The 17,497-nt window shown below is 47.4% G+C and carries 16 protein-coding genes; 15 read left to right on the top strand and 1 reads right to left on the bottom strand.

Annotation, left to right across the window (positions count from 1 at the left end):
* Positions 1–436 precede the first annotated feature (436 nt).
* Positions 437–775: an STAS domain-containing protein gene (locus H6F94_RS30545; RefSeq protein WP_190806075.1), complete on the bottom strand. Its 339-nt coding sequence runs from the start codon at positions 773–775 to the stop codon at positions 437–439.
* Between the two features lie 296 nt (positions 776–1,071).
* On the opposite strand from H6F94_RS30545, the gene H6F94_RS30540 reads away from it, so the two are divergent.
* The 15 genes from H6F94_RS30540 to H6F94_RS30470 all read left to right on the top strand — a co-directional run.
* Entirely contained in the window at positions 1,072–2,142 is a 1,071-nt protein-coding gene (locus H6F94_RS30540; RefSeq protein WP_190806074.1) for a polysaccharide biosynthesis/export family protein, read from the top strand.
* Complete coding sequence (locus tag H6F94_RS30535; RefSeq protein WP_190806073.1) at positions 2,139–3,554, top strand: GumC family protein; 1,416 nt, start codon at positions 2,139–2,141, stop codon at positions 3,552–3,554. The genes H6F94_RS30540 and H6F94_RS30535 overlap by 4 nt, the downstream gene beginning before the upstream one ends.
* Positions 3,506–4,807: an O-antigen ligase family protein gene (locus H6F94_RS30530; RefSeq protein WP_190806072.1), complete on the top strand. Its 1,302-nt coding sequence runs from the start codon at positions 3,506–3,508 to the stop codon at positions 4,805–4,807. Before H6F94_RS30535 ends, H6F94_RS30530 begins: the two co-directional genes overlap by 49 nt.
* Complete coding sequence (locus tag H6F94_RS30525; protein WP_190806071.1) at positions 4,797–5,786, top strand: glycosyltransferase family 4 protein; 990 nt, start codon at positions 4,797–4,799, stop codon at positions 5,784–5,786. The genes H6F94_RS30530 and H6F94_RS30525 overlap by 11 nt, the downstream gene beginning before the upstream one ends.
* A gap of 270 nt (positions 5,787–6,056) precedes the next feature.
* Positions 6,057–8,021, top strand: a complete 1,965-nt coding sequence (locus tag H6F94_RS31980; RefSeq protein WP_190806070.1) for a sugar transferase — start codon at positions 6,057–6,059, stop codon at positions 8,019–8,021.
* A gap of 77 nt (positions 8,022–8,098) precedes the next feature.
* Positions 8,099–9,394, top strand: coding sequence for a lipopolysaccharide biosynthesis protein (locus H6F94_RS30515; protein WP_190806069.1), 1,296 nt, complete (start codon positions 8,099–8,101; stop codon positions 9,392–9,394).
* A 9-nt stretch (positions 9,395–9,403) separates the two neighbouring features.
* On the top strand, positions 9,404–10,447 hold the full coding sequence (locus H6F94_RS30510; protein ID WP_190806068.1) for a glycosyltransferase family 2 protein: 1,044 nt from the start codon (positions 9,404–9,406) through the stop codon (positions 10,445–10,447).
* Between the two features lie 37 nt (positions 10,448–10,484).
* Positions 10,485–11,636: an ATP-binding protein gene (locus H6F94_RS32735; protein WP_190806067.1), complete on the top strand. Its 1,152-nt coding sequence runs from the start codon at positions 10,485–10,487 to the stop codon at positions 11,634–11,636.
* Positions 11,637–11,760: 124 nt separating this feature from the next.
* Positions 11,761–12,039: a type II toxin-antitoxin system PemK/MazF family toxin gene (locus tag H6F94_RS30500; protein WP_190806066.1), complete on the top strand. Its 279-nt coding sequence runs from the start codon at positions 11,761–11,763 to the stop codon at positions 12,037–12,039.
* 1,068 nt (positions 12,040–13,107) lie between these two features.
* Positions 13,108–13,629, top strand: coding sequence for a hypothetical protein (locus H6F94_RS30495; protein ID WP_190806065.1), 522 nt, complete (start codon positions 13,108–13,110; stop codon positions 13,627–13,629).
* 12 nt (positions 13,630–13,641) lie between these two features.
* Positions 13,642–14,055, top strand: a complete 414-nt coding sequence (locus H6F94_RS30490; RefSeq protein WP_190806064.1) for a hypothetical protein — start codon at positions 13,642–13,644, stop codon at positions 14,053–14,055.
* A gap of 257 nt (positions 14,056–14,312) precedes the next feature.
* Positions 14,313–14,738 carry a helix-turn-helix domain-containing protein gene (locus H6F94_RS33680; protein ID WP_396426467.1) on the top strand — a complete coding sequence of 142 codons (426 nt, stop codon included), beginning with the start codon at positions 14,313–14,315 and terminating at the stop codon, positions 14,736–14,738.
* A 748-nt stretch (positions 14,739–15,486) separates the two neighbouring features.
* On the top strand, positions 15,487–16,149 hold the full coding sequence (locus H6F94_RS30480) for a hypothetical protein (RefSeq protein WP_190806062.1): 663 nt from the start codon (positions 15,487–15,489) through the stop codon (positions 16,147–16,149).
* Positions 16,150–16,262: 113 nt separating this feature from the next.
* Positions 16,263–16,850 (top strand): hypothetical protein, encoded by a 588-nt coding sequence (locus H6F94_RS30475; protein ID WP_190806061.1) that lies wholly within the window; start codon positions 16,263–16,265, stop codon positions 16,848–16,850.
* A 363-nt stretch (positions 16,851–17,213) separates the two neighbouring features.
* Positions 17,214–17,497 (top strand): hypothetical protein (locus H6F94_RS30470; RefSeq protein ID WP_190806060.1); only part of this gene is annotated, 284 nt, incomplete at its 3' end.

The raw sequence follows: 17,497 nt of genomic DNA, 5'->3' as shown, positions 1-17,497 counted from the left end.
TTGAGTTCAATCCTGCTCCTGCTGTGGCAATGGAAAAAGTTCCAGAGCCAGAAGCACGTGACCTTCTGCCCACCGAAGTGCAAGCACTCCAACAAGCCTTGAAGACGAAGAAGGTGAATCTATTCAGGGACCAAGCTATCTTCGCTGTTCTCGCTCACGGTGCCCGAACTTCGAGAGGGACAAACGATTGCTCTGGATAATGTGACTTCTACGAAATAAGGAGAATTAGCCAGTTGATTGAGAGTTCAGGTTAAAAGTTGTTGTACCTACCCCCTATTCACTGGCTTAAACTCTATCGAACACTATTGGTCTCCATTCAAGAACAAGGCCAAGGAGAAACATTACCAGCTTTGGCTCCTTTGATGCCGTTGCTTCTGCCTACTTATGAACTACTTTGGCTAAAGTTATAGAACGATTTTAGATTAAGACACAAATCTTATGACAGCAGAACTTTGCTGACAAACTCATCCTGATCAGCAAAGATGTCAAAAACCTGATCCATGCCTGTCAGTTCAAATAGCATCTTGACTTGATCATTTATAGAGCAGATGGCGAACCTAACCCCAACTGAGCAAACCGTTTTGAAAGCTGAGACGATTGCTCCTAAACCAGAGCTATCCATAAATATCACGTCCTGTAGATTAATTAGAACAGCTTTGGTTTCGGTTGAAATAGCCTCACTGACTTCTTTAAGAAAGGAATTAATTTTATTGCCATTCAATGAGTCAGAAGGGCGCACGACTTTAACAATGGAGTTCGTAGCGATGGGGGGCATGGGGGCAGCTCACTGATCGTTTTTTAAGACATGAAACTGCTGTTTAGGCAATCCATGCTAGGCTCAATTTAGCCCAAATCACATTGCATAGGATCAGTAAAAGTCGTTAGCCGCCGTGGAGTGCGGAGCAGAAACCTCAGTGTTAGCACTTAAGAATGTTCTAGCCTCAGTAGAATAACTGAAGCTAATTATGAAAACCTGAACTCAACGGTAAGTTAGCTTCTATTTTCTAGGGGAAGGCTACATTCAGAACACTTCCACCTAAACCAAAGCCAAAAGCTTAGGGAGTTGTACTGATGCCCCTCAAATTGCCCCCCAAAACACTTTTTGTCCAGTGCGTCATCCTAGCATCCGCGGTCACTGTATCAGTTCTAGCCGCATCAGCCCCTAGTGCTGCGCTCACTCTTTCACCCGGTGACCGGGTCAGAATTATTATTCCTGAAGGAGACGAGTTCGCTGGAAATTACGTCGTTAACTCTGATGGAGCGTTAGAGTTCCCGTTTCTGGGTTCTTTGCCGGTAGAAACGCTAGAGCCCACAGCAGCAGCAGAAAAGATTTCTCAGGCCCTCGTTTCAGGCGGCTATTTCCGGCAAGATTTCATCAACGTTAGCCTACAGGTTTTGTCTTGGGCTCCTATTGAAGTCACAGTGCAAGGGGCAACTTTTCAACCTGGTCGCGTTCAGATTAACGACCGACGCCCGAACGAAGAGCGCCAGGACAATAATCAAGCTCCAGGTGTGGCCACACCTGAGCGTTACCTCACTGTTGCGCTAAGGGCAGCCGGTGGTGTCAGGCCTGATGCAGATGTGGCTAATATTCGTGTCATCCGGGGAACAGCAGAGAGGACAATAGATTTATCGGGTGTATTTAGTGGTCAGCCAGTTGAAGATATTCCCCTGGTAGCCGGGGATCAAATTATTGTCTCCTCAACTCAAAAAATTAACAACAATCTCGTCCGCCCCTCAGAGATTACCCCACCAGGAATCCGTGTTTATCTATCCAATCTATCTATTCCAGCCCCTGGTAATGGACAATCTGCTAACTCTGTAGAAAATGGAGGTTTCGCTTATGGAGCAAGGCTATCTCAAGCCGTGATCGCTGCAAACTGTGTTGGTGGTACAGGCGCGACCAATGCTCGCCGTCACGCCGTTCTAGTAAGAACTAACATCTTAACTGGTAAAACTGAAACCTTAAACCGCCCAGTTGAGAAGTTGGTCCGAGACTCAGGCGACGAGAATAACCCCTTTCTCATGCCGGGAGATGGCGTAGCCTGCTATGACTCCAGAGTTACAGGCCTAAGGGATGTATTCCGAACCATTGGCGATATTTTTTCTCCGTTTGGCCTCATACTCAATCTCTTCAAATGACAGATTCTACTAACATTCCAGAAATTTCAGACCTCTCAAGAGAGGTTCGTGAGCGAGAATCAAAACGAGGGGGGCGGTTCGTTCGCTACATGCTCTTGGCTCTGGGTACCAACGTCATGCTTTGGGGCATGGCCCTGACCTATCTGAAAATAGCTCCCGTCACTTACACCAGTGAATGGTCTCTCATTCTTCCAGGTGCAGGAGCGGGTTCTACTATTAATCTCGATAATGTTGGCCAAGCATCTTCCAACGTCAGCTCTCCATATAGCGGCTCAACTGTAGATCCAAAAGTTAACTACAAAACAATTGCGGAAAGTAAGGCTGTCCTGAAGATAGCAGCTGAACAACTCGATTTGCCCATTGAAGAGTTTGGCAAACCCCGCATCAAACTGATTGATCAAACAGCAGTGCTCAACTTTAGTGTGACGGGTTTTAACCCCGAACAAGCAAGGGACAAGTCGCAGGCTCTATACAATGCCTTTGAGGAGCAGCTTGACAAGTTGAGGGCAAATGAAGAAAAGCAACGGGCACAGAGCCTGAAAGCGACACTCGGTTCTGCAAAGGAAAAACTCAGAGAAGCACAGCAAGCGCTTGCCACCTATGAGGCGAAATCCGGTCTGACTTCCACAGACCAATTCAAGGAGCTAGCGCTCAATATTGAGCAGCTACGCAAACAGCAAGTTGAAGTGGTCGCCGAGCACCAAAAAGCCAATAAGCAATTACTGCAATTATCGGGTAATCTCGGCGTCTCGCCCCAACAGGCTGCCGATGCCTTCGTTTTGCAAGCTGATTCGATCTTTCAACAAAATCTCAAAGACTATGCTGAATCTAGTACTACTCTTGAGATTTATTTGTCCAAGTGGGGGCCTAACCACCCTAAAGTGGTTAAAGAAGTTGCCAGACAAACAGCAGCTCACAATGCTCTACTTCGACGGAGCCAATTGTTAGTTGGGCGAGAACTTGATGGAAAGGGATTGCAGCTTCTAAATCTTCCCTCGGCTGGAAATCGAGCTAATCTATTTCAGGACTTAGTTTCTGTACAGGCACAGCAACGTGGTCTAGGTGGTCAGGCAGAGTCTTTGGACAAACAAATAGTCCAGCTGGAAACCAGGCTTAATAGACAAGTTGGTAAAGCTGCAACCTTGCAAAACTTGCAGCTTAATCTCCAGGTCGCTCAGGCAGTTTTCAGTTCTACCTTGGCGAAAACAGATGTCAGCAAGACGGATGTCTTTGCCTCCTACCCATTAGTACAAGTTCTCGTGGAGCCATCTCTACCTGACGAACCCACTTCTCCCAAGGGAAAATTTGTCTTGGCAGGGGCGTTTTTAGGATCAGTTTTAATCACAACTGGGCTGGTTTTGTTATGGACACGCGAAACGATTTATCGCCGTGTAACTTTGAAGAACGTCTAGTTTGGCATGCTATTACTGGTACTTATGGCCTTTATGTAGTGGGAGGGCTCTATATTGCAGCTCCAGCAATTGCCTGGATACTGCTTTTCTACTTATGCAGAAAACTCTGGCAGCAAACTGACTTAACCCCTGCTGCTGATAGGATTTACATTCCCTGGGGAGTTTGGATTTGGGTAAGTGCCATGTTGGTGATGGAAGTTGCCTTAATCATGGGGCATCTTGATTTTGGCTTAGGGGTTCCAGCCATTATCAAGTCAACTATCGGTTGGGCTAAGGGCTGGGCTCTTATGGCAATATTCCCATTAATCGGCTGCCTAAAAATTCGTCCTCAGCTCATTTATCGAGCTACTTGTATTGTCTGCTTTCAAACTTTGCTGCTTTTCCCCCTCTTTTTATTGGCTTACGTTTTACATCTACCACAGACTCCCTACGTCTCCCCAACAAGCCTAGTCGGTGGTCCAGGTCCAGAATTCTTTGCGCTGAATCTTTATGAAATCGATCCTGAAGGAGGCAGAGTTAGGTGGCGTTTGTTTACGCCTTGGGCTCCAGCTTTAGGGTTTGTGGCAAATGTCTACTTTGTATTTGCGCTTCAGGAAAAAGTAAAAAAGTGGCGCTGGGCTGGCATCATCGCTAGCGTTTTGATGTGTGTTGTCTCTCAGTCCAGATTGGCTCTGGTCACCTTAGCAGTTGTTCCTATATTTAGTCGGATTCTTGCTAACCTGACTCGCCCCGGTATGTTGTTTACTTTGGGTTTTACATCGACCTTGACAGGCATTTTTACTCCTGCACTCTTACAGGCATACCACGACTTCTTAGATGCTTTTAAGGCAGCACGGGCTGGTTCTTCTCGGGTTCGTGCAACTTTGGGAAGTATTGCTGTTCAACGTTGGCAGGACGAAGCGCCCATTTGGGGACATGGCGTTGTTGAACGGGGACCACACTTGGTTGAGTACATGCCCATTGGCTCACACCATAGCTGGTTTGGCCTACTGTTTGTGAAGGGCTTAGTTGGTTTCTTGGCTCTAGCGGTCCCCCTGCTTTTGAGTTTTGTAGATCTGCTTCTCAAAGCTCAGAATAGCGTAATCGCTCAGACAGGCTTGAGTATATTGCTAATCCTATTTCTCTATGCTTTAGGTGAGAACCTAGAGATCTTGGCCTATCTATACTGGCCTGGCTTAGTCTTACTAGGGATTGCCTTTAATCAAAGCTATCGTCTTCAGCCTATTTCACCTAGCCTTTGCCATGAAACCTAAAATTCTTCATCTACTGGGTGATGACAAAATGGGGGGGGTCAAGTCAACCGTGGAAAACCTCAAGAATTCTCGCCTAGCCGAGCAATTCGAGTTTTCAACCTCCCCCATCGAAACTGCTAGAGCAGCCATTAGCAACTTAAAGCCAGACTTGATTCTTTGCCATCAAGCTTGCAACTGGAAAGGTTTAGTAGATCTGTTGCTTGTCAGATTGCTGCACAGACGCACTAAAATCGTCATCTACGAACACCATTACTCAGCAGGATTTGAGCGATTCAACGTGCCGTCAGTGGCTCGGTTTCGCTTAATGCTCAAGCTCTCTCATGCTCTAGCCCATCGTGTCGTTGCAATTTCTCAAGCACAGCAAAAGTGGCTGAACGCAAACAATCTAGTTGCTCAAAAGAAGCTCGATTTGATTCAGCCCTGTTGCAATCTAGACAATTTCTTGCAACTATCACCCAAACCGAGTAATCAGCTGCTCACCCTGGCAACCTACGGAAGGTTTTGCACTCAGAAGGGGTTTGATATTCTACTGGATGCAATGCGTTTAATTCCGCAAGCGCCTATAAGGCTTCGTATTGCAGGTACAGGACCAGATGAGGCGAAACTTAAGAAGGCAGCTCAAGGCCTAGACAATGTCCAATTTGTGGGACGGATAGACGATGTAGCTCAATTTCTACAAAGCTGTGACGCAGTCATCGTTCCTTCGCGTTGGGAACCTTGGGGAATCGTTTGTTTAGAAGCTAAAGCCGCCAGTAAAGCTTTAATTGTTGCTGATGTTGATGGTTTAAGCGAGCAGATCCAGGATTGTGGCCTTGCAGTGCCTTCCCTAGATTCTCAGGAATTAGCTCAAGCGATTGCATCTTTGCTTAGCCAAAATCTAGAAGCATGGGGAGAAGCGGGTAGAAAATCTGTAAAGCATGCTTGGGAGAAGTATCTGGAGCAATGGGAAAACTTGTTTTGGAGAGTAATCGGTTTCTAACCTCGGACTGGCGGTGAAACAAGAGCCCTTTAACTTTAGAAAAAAAGTAGAGGACCCATAAGAGTTAATTGATTCACCAACTCTTGCTTACTGGATTGAAAGCGTGAAAACACTGATTTTTCTCTAGATTCTTAAGCTAACGACAGAAGAAATAGAGTCGTTAGAACATCAGCTAGATGGGCATACTTCCAAATAGAAATTTAAAAATGAAATGTCAAGCTGACATGCCCACATTTGGCCTTTCATTCCTCTAGTAAACGGTCAGCCCCAATGATTCTAGTTACAGTAGGAACAGAACAGTACCCCTTCAACGCTTTGATGGACTGGGTGAATCTGCTAATTCGCAATGGTTTTATCGATCAGAATGAGGAAGTAGTCGTACAATACGGTTGCTCAACCAAGCTTCCAGATCAGGTCAAGGTTTTTAAGTTACTTCCAGAATCTGCCTTCAAAACTCTAGTTGATCAGGCGCGTCTAATTATTGCTCATTGCGGTGAAGGTACGGCCCTTCTGTTGGAGGCTTCCGGTAAGCCCTATGTACTCGTTCCTAGAACTCAGCGCTTTGGGGAGCATGTCGATGACCATCAGTTGGAATTGGCTGATGCTCTAGAGCAGCAAGGTGTTTCTATTGCAAGATCTCCTGCATCTCTAACGAAGTTCCTGACAGCAACAGAATCTACAGATCTGAAACTGCCTCAGGCTGACCTCTGCAAGCAGCTAAGTGAGTACTACGGAGATAGCACTGACAAAAAGATCATGTTGGTCTGTTCTTCCGGTGGTCATTTCAAGGAAATGCAACAACTAAAACCTTTCCGGCAGCAGTTTCAAAGCTCTTGCTGGGTTACATTTCGGGCAGAAACCACCAAAAACGAACTCCAAGATGAGCCAGGACGGGTGTACTGGGCTCATAGCCCTACCAATCGCAACCTCCCTAATCTAGTTCGCAACTTGTTCCTTGCATTCAAGGTCTTGCAGCGTGAGCAACCTAATTTAGTACTTTCAACAGGGGCAGGAGTAGCAGTTCCTTTTCTACTTCTGGCCAAACTTTTATGTAGAAGTCAGGTGATCTTTGTAGAATCGCGAACTCGAATCAAGCAGCTCAGTTTGTCTGCTCGGATTTTGAGAGCATTTGCAGTTTTAGATCAACTTTTCGTGCATAGCCCAGAGCTAGCAAAGCGCTATCCTAAAGTTCAATGTGCGCGATCAACAGAGGTAGATTCTGTTATTCGGCAGGATTCTGCTTCGAAATCCGAAACAACAGTCTTTCAACATCAGGGAACTACAGTTCTTAGTACCCCTGCACGCTTAACTACAGTTGAAGTACTGCAGTTTCGAGCAGTTTTAAAAGGCCTGGACCAGAGCTTTTCTCAAAAAATTGTTCTGGACATGAGTGCAACTAAGTTTATCGATAGCACTGGCTTGGGAGCTCTGGTCGCCTGCTTGAAATTGGCTCAAGCAGGTAAACATGAACTGGTGCTTTGGAGCGTCATTCCAGAAGTTAGAGCAACCCTAGTAATGGTAGGCATAGATCGCGCTTTTAACATTGAGGAAGCTGCCGCAACAGCCCGAACCTACCGTGACAAAGACCTAAAACGTCAGCTCAGGCAAGATCCGCAACTTAAGCTTCACCCCTCGGTCAATCATCCAATCAAACGGTCTATCGATATTGTTGGTGCAGTTGTTGGTCTTTCCATTATGGCAATTCTGTTAATTCCCATTAGTATTGCCATTCAATTGGATGACCCTGGCCCAATCTTCTTTAGCCAGGTTCGCTGTGGATTGATGAGTAAGCGCTTCCGCATCTGGAAATTCCGCTCAATGGTTGCTAATGCAGAAGCCCTAAAGAGCCAAATTGCTAACCAGGCTAACGGCAATTTTTTCAAGAACGATAAAGACCCGCGAATAACTCGGGTGGGTCGTTTTCTGCGCAAAACTAGTTTGGATGAATTTCCACAGTTTTGGAATGTGCTCCTGGGGGATATGAGCTTAGTCGGTACCCGTCCCCCTACAGCAGAAGAACTTAATCATTACGATGCTCCAGAGTGGGCGCGCCTAGATGTCAAGCCTGGAATTACAGGTGAGTGGCAAGTCAATGGCCGCTCTAAGATACGTAACTTCGAAGACGTGATCAAGCTAGACCTGAAGTACCAAAAAAACTGGAGTTTGAAGCGTGACTTATCTCTTCTGTTAAAAACTGTCACGGTCCTGTTTAGCAAAGATAGTGGCGCCATTTAATGGCCTTTACCCTTCTGTAGAAGACATTGGCACGGCTCAATATCCTATAGTCTCCTAAACGTGACTCACGCAGTTCTATGATTAGTGCTCAGGGAATCATTGCTCAAATCAAGAGAAAGCTGTCTGACAAATTCATCCAGAATCTAGGCTGGCTAGGAGGTTCACAGCTAGTTGTTCGCTTTTTTCGGTTAGCGACTACCGTTGTTCTAGCCCGTCTACTCAGCCCCACCGATTATGGGTTAGCGGCTCTAGTCCTGACCACTAACGAGTTTGTCAATGTATTCACTCGCAGTGGGGTTGTAACAAAGTTAATTCAGGCGCGGGAGGAGGAGCTAGAGCCGCTTTGCGAAACTGCTTACTGGTTTAACTGGATATTGTTCAGTTTTCTCTTTATTGTCCAATGCTTGATAGCTTATCCGGTAAGTTTGTCCTACCAGCACAACACGCTAATTCTACCCATTTGTCTGATGGGCATGGTTTACCTGATCCTACCATTGGGGATAGTTCAATGTGCCCTAATTCAACGAGAGAGCCGTCTAAAAATTGTAGCCATATGTAACACCTTGCAGCTCTCATCTGATTGTGTCTTAACAGTTATCTTCGCCTTTCTCGACATGGGAATGTGGGCAGTTATCTTGCCAAAGGTTCTAGTCGCGCCGATTTGGGTTGCTTTCTATTACTTCAATCATTCATGGCGACCGAAGGGTAGATTTACGCTAAAACACTGGCGGAGCATTTTTGACTATAGTCGAAGCATTTTAGGAATCGAGTTGCTGACCACCTTAAGGAATAACGTTGACTACCTGCTGGTTGGTCGTTTTTTAGGGGTCCAAGCATTAGGAATTTACTATTTTGCCTTTAACGCTGGTTTAGGCATCAGTTTAAGTGTGATCACGGCCTGTAGCTCAGCATTATTTCCATATCTTTGTGCCGTCAACACTGACCTAGCACAACTAAAGTCGCGTTTTTTTAGTGGACTGAGGACTATTGCGTTGATCACAGTACCTCTAATCTTGATTCAATCAAGCTTAGCTCCTTGGTACGTTCCGATTGTCTTCAGTCAGAAGTGGACAGAGGCTGGGGCTATTCCTGTCCTAATTCTTATCTGTTTATCTGCTTTGCCTCGTCCCTTCGCAGATGCTGCTTCTCAACTAACCTGTGCAGTGGGTAAACCCCAAATCAATCTGCAATGGAACCTAATTTTCACGATCATGTTTGTGATCGCTATAGGCATCAGCACACAGTGGGGAATCTTAGGGGTTGCAACCGCAGTCTTGCTCGCTCACATCACCATTCTGCCCATTTTTACTGTGTGGGTAGGACGATATGTCTTTGATTCCCACCCAGGTTCCTACCTCAAACCAGAACACTGAGCTAGTTATATGATTAAAACAACGCCAAAAGTTTCTGTAGTCGTCCCTGTTTACAAAGTAGAACGCTACATTGCAGCAACCATTCAATCAGTTTTAGCGCAGACTTATTCAGACTTTGAGTTGATCATCGTAGATGACGAGTCCCCCGATCATAGTATTGAGATTTGCCAGCAATTTACAGACCCTCGAATTCGTATTGTTTATCAAAAGAACAGAGGTTTAGCAGGTGCTAGAAATACTGGCATTCGCCATGCACAGGGGCAGTACTTGGCTTTATTGGACTCTGACGATCTCTGGTTACCTCAAAAGCTAGAACGACACATTGGTCACCTAGAAAGTGCACCTACTGTCGGGGTTAGTTTTAGCCGCTCTGCTTTCATAGATGAAACCGGAGAACCACTGGGCACCTACCAGATGCCTAAGTTATCTGGAATTACGCCTGAGTATCTATTGTGCCGAAACCCAATCGGCAATGGTTCAGCACCTGTGTTGCGCCGGGAAGTTCTTGACGCGATTCGGTTCCAGGATGATCTTTACGGCACTACTGAAGATTTTTATTTCGATGACCGTTTCCGTCAATCAGAGGATATTGAATGTTGGATTCGTATTGCCATTCAAACACAATGGCAAATTGAAGGTATTCCTGAAGCCCTGACATTGTACCGAGTAAATTCAGAAGGGTTGTCAGCTAACTTGCTTAAGCAGTTTGAATCTTGGGAGCAGGTAATTAATAAGACCCGTACCTACGCACCAGATGTGATTGCTCGTTGGGGCAATGTAGCAAGAGCTTACCAGCTTCGCTATTTAGCGCGTCGTGCTGTGCGCTCGGGGTCAGGGGCAATGGCTGTGAAACTTGTGCATCGCGCCATCACAACTCACTGGCGTGTTTTGTTCGAAGAACCACGCCGAACTCTTCTGACTGTCATTGCGGCTTATATGCTGTTGCTCCTGCCTAAGCAACTCTATGTACAGCTAGAGACTGTTGCCTTAAAAAGAACAGGCGCAAGCCAAAGACGACATATTCACCAAAGCCAACTGGGACAAAGCCTCTAATCAAACCGCTGAAAGATATCATTGGAGCTAAAGAATTGTGCATGTATTAGTTTTCTCTGTTGACCGCGAGCGGCTTGGCATTGCTAGACTACCTAAAGCTTTACAGCAGGTGGGTTTCAAGGTAGGTGTTTTGTGCCATCCATTGAGTTTTCTGGCGAAAACGGGTCATGTAGATCAACGATTTCTATTGAGCTCAACCAAGTCGGGTAGGCAATTACTCAGGTCTTTGGTTCAGGCAATTCATGAGTGGCATCCAGTCATTATCATCCCTGGAGATGAAATTGCTGTTTGCTTTTTGCACTACCTTGTACGTCTGGGAATAGAAAATCCTAGTTTCATCCTAGCCGAAGCGCTAACGGTTATTCAGCGCTCATTAGGTAATGCTAAGCTCTTTGAAGCCACTGTTCTCAAACATCATACTCAACTGGTTGCACAGGAACTGGGTCTGCAGACGCCAATGCAGAAAGTAGTTCGGAGCTTAGATGAGGCTTTAGAGTTCGCTAGCAAATACAACTATCCAGTTGTGCTTAAGAAGGATTTTAGCTGGTCAGGAGCGGGAGTAAAAGTTTGTGATAGTCAGGACGAGCTATTGCAAAGTCTGCCAGCATTTCTACCAAGGAAAAAGAGCAGGTTCAGAAAGTCCGTAAGTCGGCTGCTAAATAGAAGCTGGTTGCTATCTGACAACACGCTTAGTGTGCAGCAATTCATAGGAGGTAAGGCAGCTATGTATAGTGCAGTAGCTGTTTCGGGTGAGATTTTGACTGGTTTTGCTGCCGCTAAGGAATGCACCTCTCCAACGCCTAACGGGCCAAGCAGCGTTGTTCGTTTTATCGAACACCCAGAAATGGCTGCGACAGCCTCAGCTCTAATTGCTCACTTTGAGTACACAGGTTTCGCTGGATTTGACTTCATGCTTTCAGAGGAGGGGCATGCTTATTTCATAGAATGTAACCCTCGTCCCATACCTGTTTCTCATCTTGGCTCATCAGTTGGCAGGGATCTGTGCGCAGCACTTTACGCTAAATTGAGCGGCGGAGCTTACACCCAAGCTCCAACTCTTCAGGGCAATGCTCTGGCTGCTCTCTTTCCGCAGGAATGGTACCGCGACGTTCAAAGCCCCCATTTGGAAAAAGCCTATCATGATGTTCCTTGGGATGATCCTGCCTTATTCAAGGCCTGCATAGGGTAGTTCTTCCAACCGGCTCGGACAGTTTAGTTAGCCGGTTGGGACAACCAGAAACATTGCTAGACACCCATGAAAATAAAATGCCTCCCACTTACCGAGGGAGGCATTTTATTTCTCCTATGTCAAAGTGGGGCGGGAGCAAGCAGGCTTTCGTCCTGCCCTCGTCTTATCCCATGCTGCCTACAACAGGAAGGCTCGCTTGATGTTGGCCTGCCCAATCACAAATCAGCAGAAGGGCTATCCCTTTGAGGTTGTTCTTCCTTTGGGCATGAGGACGACAGGCTGTATCTTGGCTGATCACCTCAAGTTTCTGGACTGGCACGAATGGGGTGTAAAATTCCCTGAGGAAGCTCCGAGTGCGGTGGTTTCAGAGGTCTTGGCTAGGATCAAGCCCCTGATTTTCTAATGGCACTTGTCAGTACAGCAGACACCGTTTCTTATCCAAGAAGAGGTAACTTGGCTATCCATGCGATGCCAACTCAGCAAACCGGGCAAACATCTTCTGGCTATCTCGAAGCCGTGCCAAGGTTCTTAAGGCTTGCTGGTGGGTAAGGGGCTGGAAGGTTACTTGATTGCTAGTCCTGAAGAGTTGGCAACACTGAAAGTTTGCAAAAAGCAGACTAATTGACAGCTTTATTACGCATCCTCACCAAACAAGAACTGGAGCGTCTACGCAACGAGTAGTCAGACCAGAACTTACAACCAAGTGGCTTAGCAAGAAACCGTATCTACTAATATAAGCCCTGGCAAGATTCAATCACTGAGTCAATAATCCTATTACTAGGGCCCGACCCTTAAGCGAGAGGTATCAGGGGCTTGGTCAAAGACATTAGTAGCGCCTGAGAGGGGGTTTAAAAGTATCATCTCTTGCCCTAGCTGCCCCCTAGGCCCTCAACTCTGGGAGAACCGGAGCAAATGCTTCTGATGAAAACACTATCCGATTAAGCGACTAGGGAACTTGGGAGATAGCGACCTAGAAGCGGTGCAGAGGTATGGAGTTCAGTGATTGGCGGGATTATTGCTGGCGTGACAGCAAGTCGGGTAGACCCATCGGGAATGGAACCGCTTTCAGCACAATATTCGGTGAATGATCCCTCCTGACCTGACGCTGGAGGGAATGGGGCGGTCTACCTTTAATCTCGTTTTGTCTTTTTATTTTGTTGGTGATATTAGCTACGATCCCGGTGATTTTGCGGCAATCTCTACCTGATTCAGCCTCATTGATAATTCAAAAAGTGGAGTTAGTTTAGAATTACTGTATTGTGCTGGGAGTCTTAAGTATGCAGGGGAACAAGTTAGACTTTGAGTATTTACAACGATGGAGTCTAGAGTTAGATATTGTTGAAGCGCTGGCTCAAGCTTTTCGAGAAGCTGGACTATAAAATTTTCAAGTCAAAGAAAAGCTGCATTCCATAGAGTATCCTAGTGGTAGCAAAGAAGCTCCTTGAGCACTGAGCTTATAAATCCCAACGAAATGAACGACCTGGTGGCAGCATTAGCTCCCTTCATGGAAACAGGGGCACTTGGTGCTCCTTATATATTGAAGTGGCTACAGAATGCTGAAGCTTGTTTACAGGCAGTTCGGAGGAAGGATTTTTGTGCTCAGTTAGCTGACGAGGTCAGGTTAAACAAAATTAATTTAGAAGCTGCTAACGTAACTATTGATGAGCTTTTAAATGCTTCTTTGTTAGCTTACAAATCCTCTGAATATCAGGGCCTGAAAGCTCATATTCAAAAAAATCTTGAGGAGCTCAGAAGCAGAGCCAGATTTCTAAGCAAAGAACTAGAAGACTTAATTGACACGAGTGCTGTCAATGCTAAGGAGAATGAGCTTTTTCTAAACAAGAATATTGAGCGGATTCCAACTGGCGCACCATTCATTAGTTCGTTAGAGTCGCAGCTTAGGAAGGACCTTTGGCGTGACCAAGATGGAGTTGCTGTCTTTTCAAAAATTTCTAAAAGCAACCCCCAAAACTACATTGAGCATTACATCTAAACCCCTGGAGATGTGACAACTTTGCCTTGGGATGCCGCTGAGAAAATCATCAATAATTTTGGCTTCAATACCGTCAAGCTTCAGCTAATTTTGGCCGCCCATGCGATGAATCAGGAAGAGCCCTGGAGCGGTAGTTTTACGCTATCTGGGGAAGATGTCATTAGAAACCTTGGTTGGAGTAACCGAAAAGATATTTCACTCAGTCAAAAATTATCTGAATTAGTTGGCTGTGCTTTCGCGCTAGATTGCTTGCTAGTTAAAGTCGAGTGGAAAGAAGGGCAAATTAGTCGGCACAAAACCCAGGTAACTGTGCAAACCTCACGCATGTGGAATATTAGCATCAGTGCTACGGGGCAAAAAACTCTTCTCTCTGACCAATTGGAGAATCTGGCAAAAGCCGAACTTCAAGTTCAACTAGGTCTTTGAACAAAAGGCTTTCTTAATCGAGGGGGTGCAAAAGCTAAAGAAGCTCTTCACCAATTCGGTTACATTGCCCAAAGTGTCCTTAAAATTGACCCTTACCATAACGAACTTGCTCTTCGTTTAGCCATTCATCTCACTTTAGAAAGCCGAATTCGTACCTCCGGTGTGTATCGAGTCAAGGCACTACTGGGAGCGCTTCTAGTTGGATATGATGAAAAGCTTTACCAAGCAAGCAAGACCGCCACAAAGCTCGCGACCTATTGGACCAGTGGAATGAATCACTGAAAACTCTCGTAAGGCTGGGCTGGACAATTGAATTCGACGAGAAATATCCTGAGTCGCTTAGGCCTGATGGTCAGGCGCGTAAGCCCAAAGGGTATATCAACATTCTGCTTGAAAGTAAGCTTACAGTTCGACCACCTGAACCAATTCCAGAATTATTGGATTGTAGGAAGCCTGGTAAGTTGAGCAATCGCCCCATCTATAAAGCTCAACTGCCTCCAGCCTCCACGAAGCCTATTACAGGCCAAGAAATCCGCGATGCCCGCAAAAGCAGGGGTTGGAGTCAAGCAAGGCTAGCTGGAACTCTAGGTGTCTCCCAACAGCTTATCTCCCACCTTGAGTTTGGCCGACGAGAACTCACGCCTGAAATAGAAGTGAGCCTCAGAAAGGTCCTCAAGCTGTGAGTATCGAGCCTACTCTTCCGTTTGCCGCTATTACTACTTGCATTGTTTACTACAAGCAGCTTTGTAGTAAAAAAAATTTCTCGAAAAATTGGCCTCAAAGCCTTACGGAGCAAGGCTTTGAGGGTTACTACAAAAGCTCCCGGATCGACACACAACGCGATCCGCAAAAGTCCTGATGTATAAGGCTTTTAGCTCTTTTATTACAGCCTGATCAGATTGATCCGATCACGCACTGGGCTTTCAAAGATCTGACAGAATCTGGCATCCATTTCTCGTGCCGGAGATTGAACGCTGGATGCCCCCCCCTACACCTAGCTCCCCTTCCTTGCAATTGGGATAACCAGAGCCTATGGAAACCTGTCCCTGGCTTGCTCTGCTCTCCCTGAACTTCCCTGCTCAGGAGAAAGAGTAACCGCGATGAGTATCTTGACTCTGACCCTTCATAGCAATCCCTCCAGCTCCGTAGCAACACCCTCCGCTTTAGCAACCAAACTCATGAGCGCAGAGAGGTCAATCAAGCCCATGCAAAGTAGGGCTCGATTGACCGCCTAAGAGGATCTCTAGGGTTCAACTTCCTCGGGCGAGCGGAGGGGAGCTGCCTTTAGCAATCCGGCAACCGGCTCAGCTTACCCACAACCAAACGACTTCGCCGGGTGAAAAGCTATCACTGCTGCCGCAGGAACAGAGCCTGAACCCTTGACCACCGCTTACGACTAGGAGCCATTGCCACTGAAGCAGCAGGTGGGCGGTGATTGCCCAGCTTGTTGGCCTGACGCAAAGCGCCATCAGCAAGATCCTCAGAAGCATGGACCTGCAGAGGTTGGAGCAGTGTTCAGACACTATTCCTAGCGCTTTAGATCTAAGTAGTGACGCTAGGAATAAGTCTGAACCACATAGTCAAACCGTTGCTGCTCGAGCAATTGAGCCCCTTTCACCCCAACTCCAGCTGCACCTCGCCCAACACCTGCTGCAGTGTCGCACTCGTCAGGAACAAGACCTACTGCAACAGAAGACCGCTACGCCCCACCTGAAACAGGCTTTCGAGCTTCTAACCCCAGAGCAGCAGACCTGGGTGCAGCAGGTAAGTGAAAAAGGCTCAGAGCTGCCTTCAGCAACCGCCTTTGCTCCACAGGAAGTGGTGGGGCTGCGCCAGCGACCGGGAGAGCGAGGCAGAGTGCTCCGCTTCTACCTACAAACTGCCAGTTATGAAGTTCAGGTGGGTTGCAGTCAGGAAGTGTTGCGAGCCTGGGACCTACTGAGAGTGCCCGCTGAAGCTGTTGCACCATCACGCTCTGATGGGGGCAATCCTGCCCTGGCTACCTTGTGTGCTGCCCTGCAGCAGTGTGAGACCCCTGCCCAGCTTCAGGAGCTGGCCTCAAGCTACAGCGGCGAGACCTCGAGCAAGCGATAGAGCAGTTGAGTCCTGAGCGTCAGGGTGGCTGGGGGAGTTGCTGGCTTTGAGTGTCAGGGGTAAGCCAGCTGGGGCCGGACTAAGAGCGTCTGTCTGGAGGTAGCGAGCGGCAGATGAGCAAACGACGGCGCCGCGCAATAACTAGTAGTCCTGCAGAAATTCCAGGTCAGCCTGAAGAAGCTGCTCCCCAAGCATCTTTGCATTCATGTCAAAGCGACAGCAGTTTGCATGAACAGACGGGAACGGGAGCCGTTGGGCCAGAGCTTGGGCCGCTGGTGAGCAATTCATGCCAAGACACAGAACTTTTGCATGAATCACTCGGTGGCGCAGAAGCTCCGAAGCCGCCTCAAGCAACAACCCTGCTTTCATGCCAAAGCTCTCAAGTTTGGCATGACTCTCTAACTCCAGTTGGCCGAGCTGCCACTCACCTCACCCAAGCAGTAGCAGAGCTGCAACAGGCGGTGAGAGAGTTGGTGGCTCAGGGAACTCGGGAGGGTTCAATCGCCGCTTACCCTAAACCCAACGGCCGAACCTACTACAACCATGTCACCTGTGAGCAGGGCAAAGTCAAACCCGTTTATCTACCCCTGAAGCACAAGCTGAAGGCCGAGGCTGAGATTGAGCGGGGTCATCAAGCCTCGAAGCTGCAGGTGATGTGCGATCAACTATCAGCTCCTGAGTCAGCTTTTATAAAAAGCTAGGTAGTGCGGCTGTCTATGGCTTTGACAGTGAATAACTGCGTCAGAGCCACAAGCGATGATGAGAGCTACAGGGGGGGGCCAAGAACTGTGCACCTGCAGCTTGGGAGGGCATCTGGGAAGTGTTGGGGTCCGACCGACCCATCCCAGCCTACAGTTGCCCTACAGCTCGCTTACCGATTAAGCCCCGCTGAGCGGGATCTGGTTGCAAAACCAGCAGCGAATCAGTTCCCTTAGGGCCTTGCTTATTGGGACCTGGTCAAAGCTTGTCGAAAATTCTCTTATTCAGACTGTTGACATTCAAACAATAAGGGTCTACATTAAGGACATAGAGAGTTCGAGTCCAAACAGTCTGAGGTAAAGGAAATGAAAAGCACTCTTCGCAACGCTGCTCTAGCTACCCTCTTCACGCTCGGTCTCGCTTCTGCTGCTCAAGCGGCCATCCCCGAAAAGATTCGGGAGCGCTTTGAAACTGCTGCCATCCCAAGCCAAGTGCGGGACCACATGTTGACCGCTGAGATTCCTCAGCAAGTCCGGGACCACATGCTGACGGCTGAGATTCCCCAACAACTGCGGGACCGCCTGCTGACTGCCTCGGCTGGCGTGATCGGCCCGTCCGACAGCCAGTACGATGTGCGCAACCTGCAAGC

The organism is Leptolyngbya sp. FACHB-261 (genome assembly GCF_014696065.1).
Classification (GTDB): domain Bacteria; phylum Cyanobacteriota; class Cyanobacteriia; order FACHB-261; family FACHB-261; genus FACHB-261.
This window is presented reverse-complemented; position numbering and strand designations above follow the sequence as displayed.

Excerpts from the sequence above, each read along its gene's own strand:
- H6F94_RS30545 (WP_190806075.1), bottom strand. The coding sequence starts at position 775 with ATGCCCCCCATCGCTACGAACTCCATTGTTAAAGTCGTGCGCCCTTCT.
- H6F94_RS30540 (WP_190806074.1), top strand. The coding sequence starts at position 1,072 with ATGCCCCTCAAATTGCCCCCCAAAACACTTTTTGTCCAGTGCGTCATC.
- H6F94_RS30535 (WP_190806073.1), top strand. The coding sequence starts at position 2,139 with ATGACAGATTCTACTAACATTCCAGAAATTTCAGACCTCTCAAGAGAG.
- H6F94_RS30530 (WP_190806072.1), top strand. The coding sequence starts at position 3,506 with ATGGACACGCGAAACGATTTATCGCCGTGTAACTTTGAAGAACGTCTA.
- H6F94_RS30525 (WP_190806071.1), top strand. The coding sequence starts at position 4,797 with ATGAAACCTAAAATTCTTCATCTACTGGGTGATGACAAAATGGGGGGG.
- H6F94_RS31980 (WP_190806070.1), top strand. The coding sequence starts at position 6,057 with ATGATTCTAGTTACAGTAGGAACAGAACAGTACCCCTTCAACGCTTTG.
- H6F94_RS30515 (WP_190806069.1), top strand. The coding sequence starts at position 8,099 with ATGATTAGTGCTCAGGGAATCATTGCTCAAATCAAGAGAAAGCTGTCT.
- H6F94_RS30510 (WP_190806068.1), top strand. The coding sequence starts at position 9,404 with ATGATTAAAACAACGCCAAAAGTTTCTGTAGTCGTCCCTGTTTACAAA.
- H6F94_RS30495 (WP_190806065.1), top strand. The coding sequence starts at position 13,108 with ATGAACGACCTGGTGGCAGCATTAGCTCCCTTCATGGAAACAGGGGCA.
- H6F94_RS30475 (WP_190806061.1), top strand. The coding sequence starts at position 16,263 with ATGAGCAAACGACGGCGCCGCGCAATAACTAGTAGTCCTGCAGAAATT.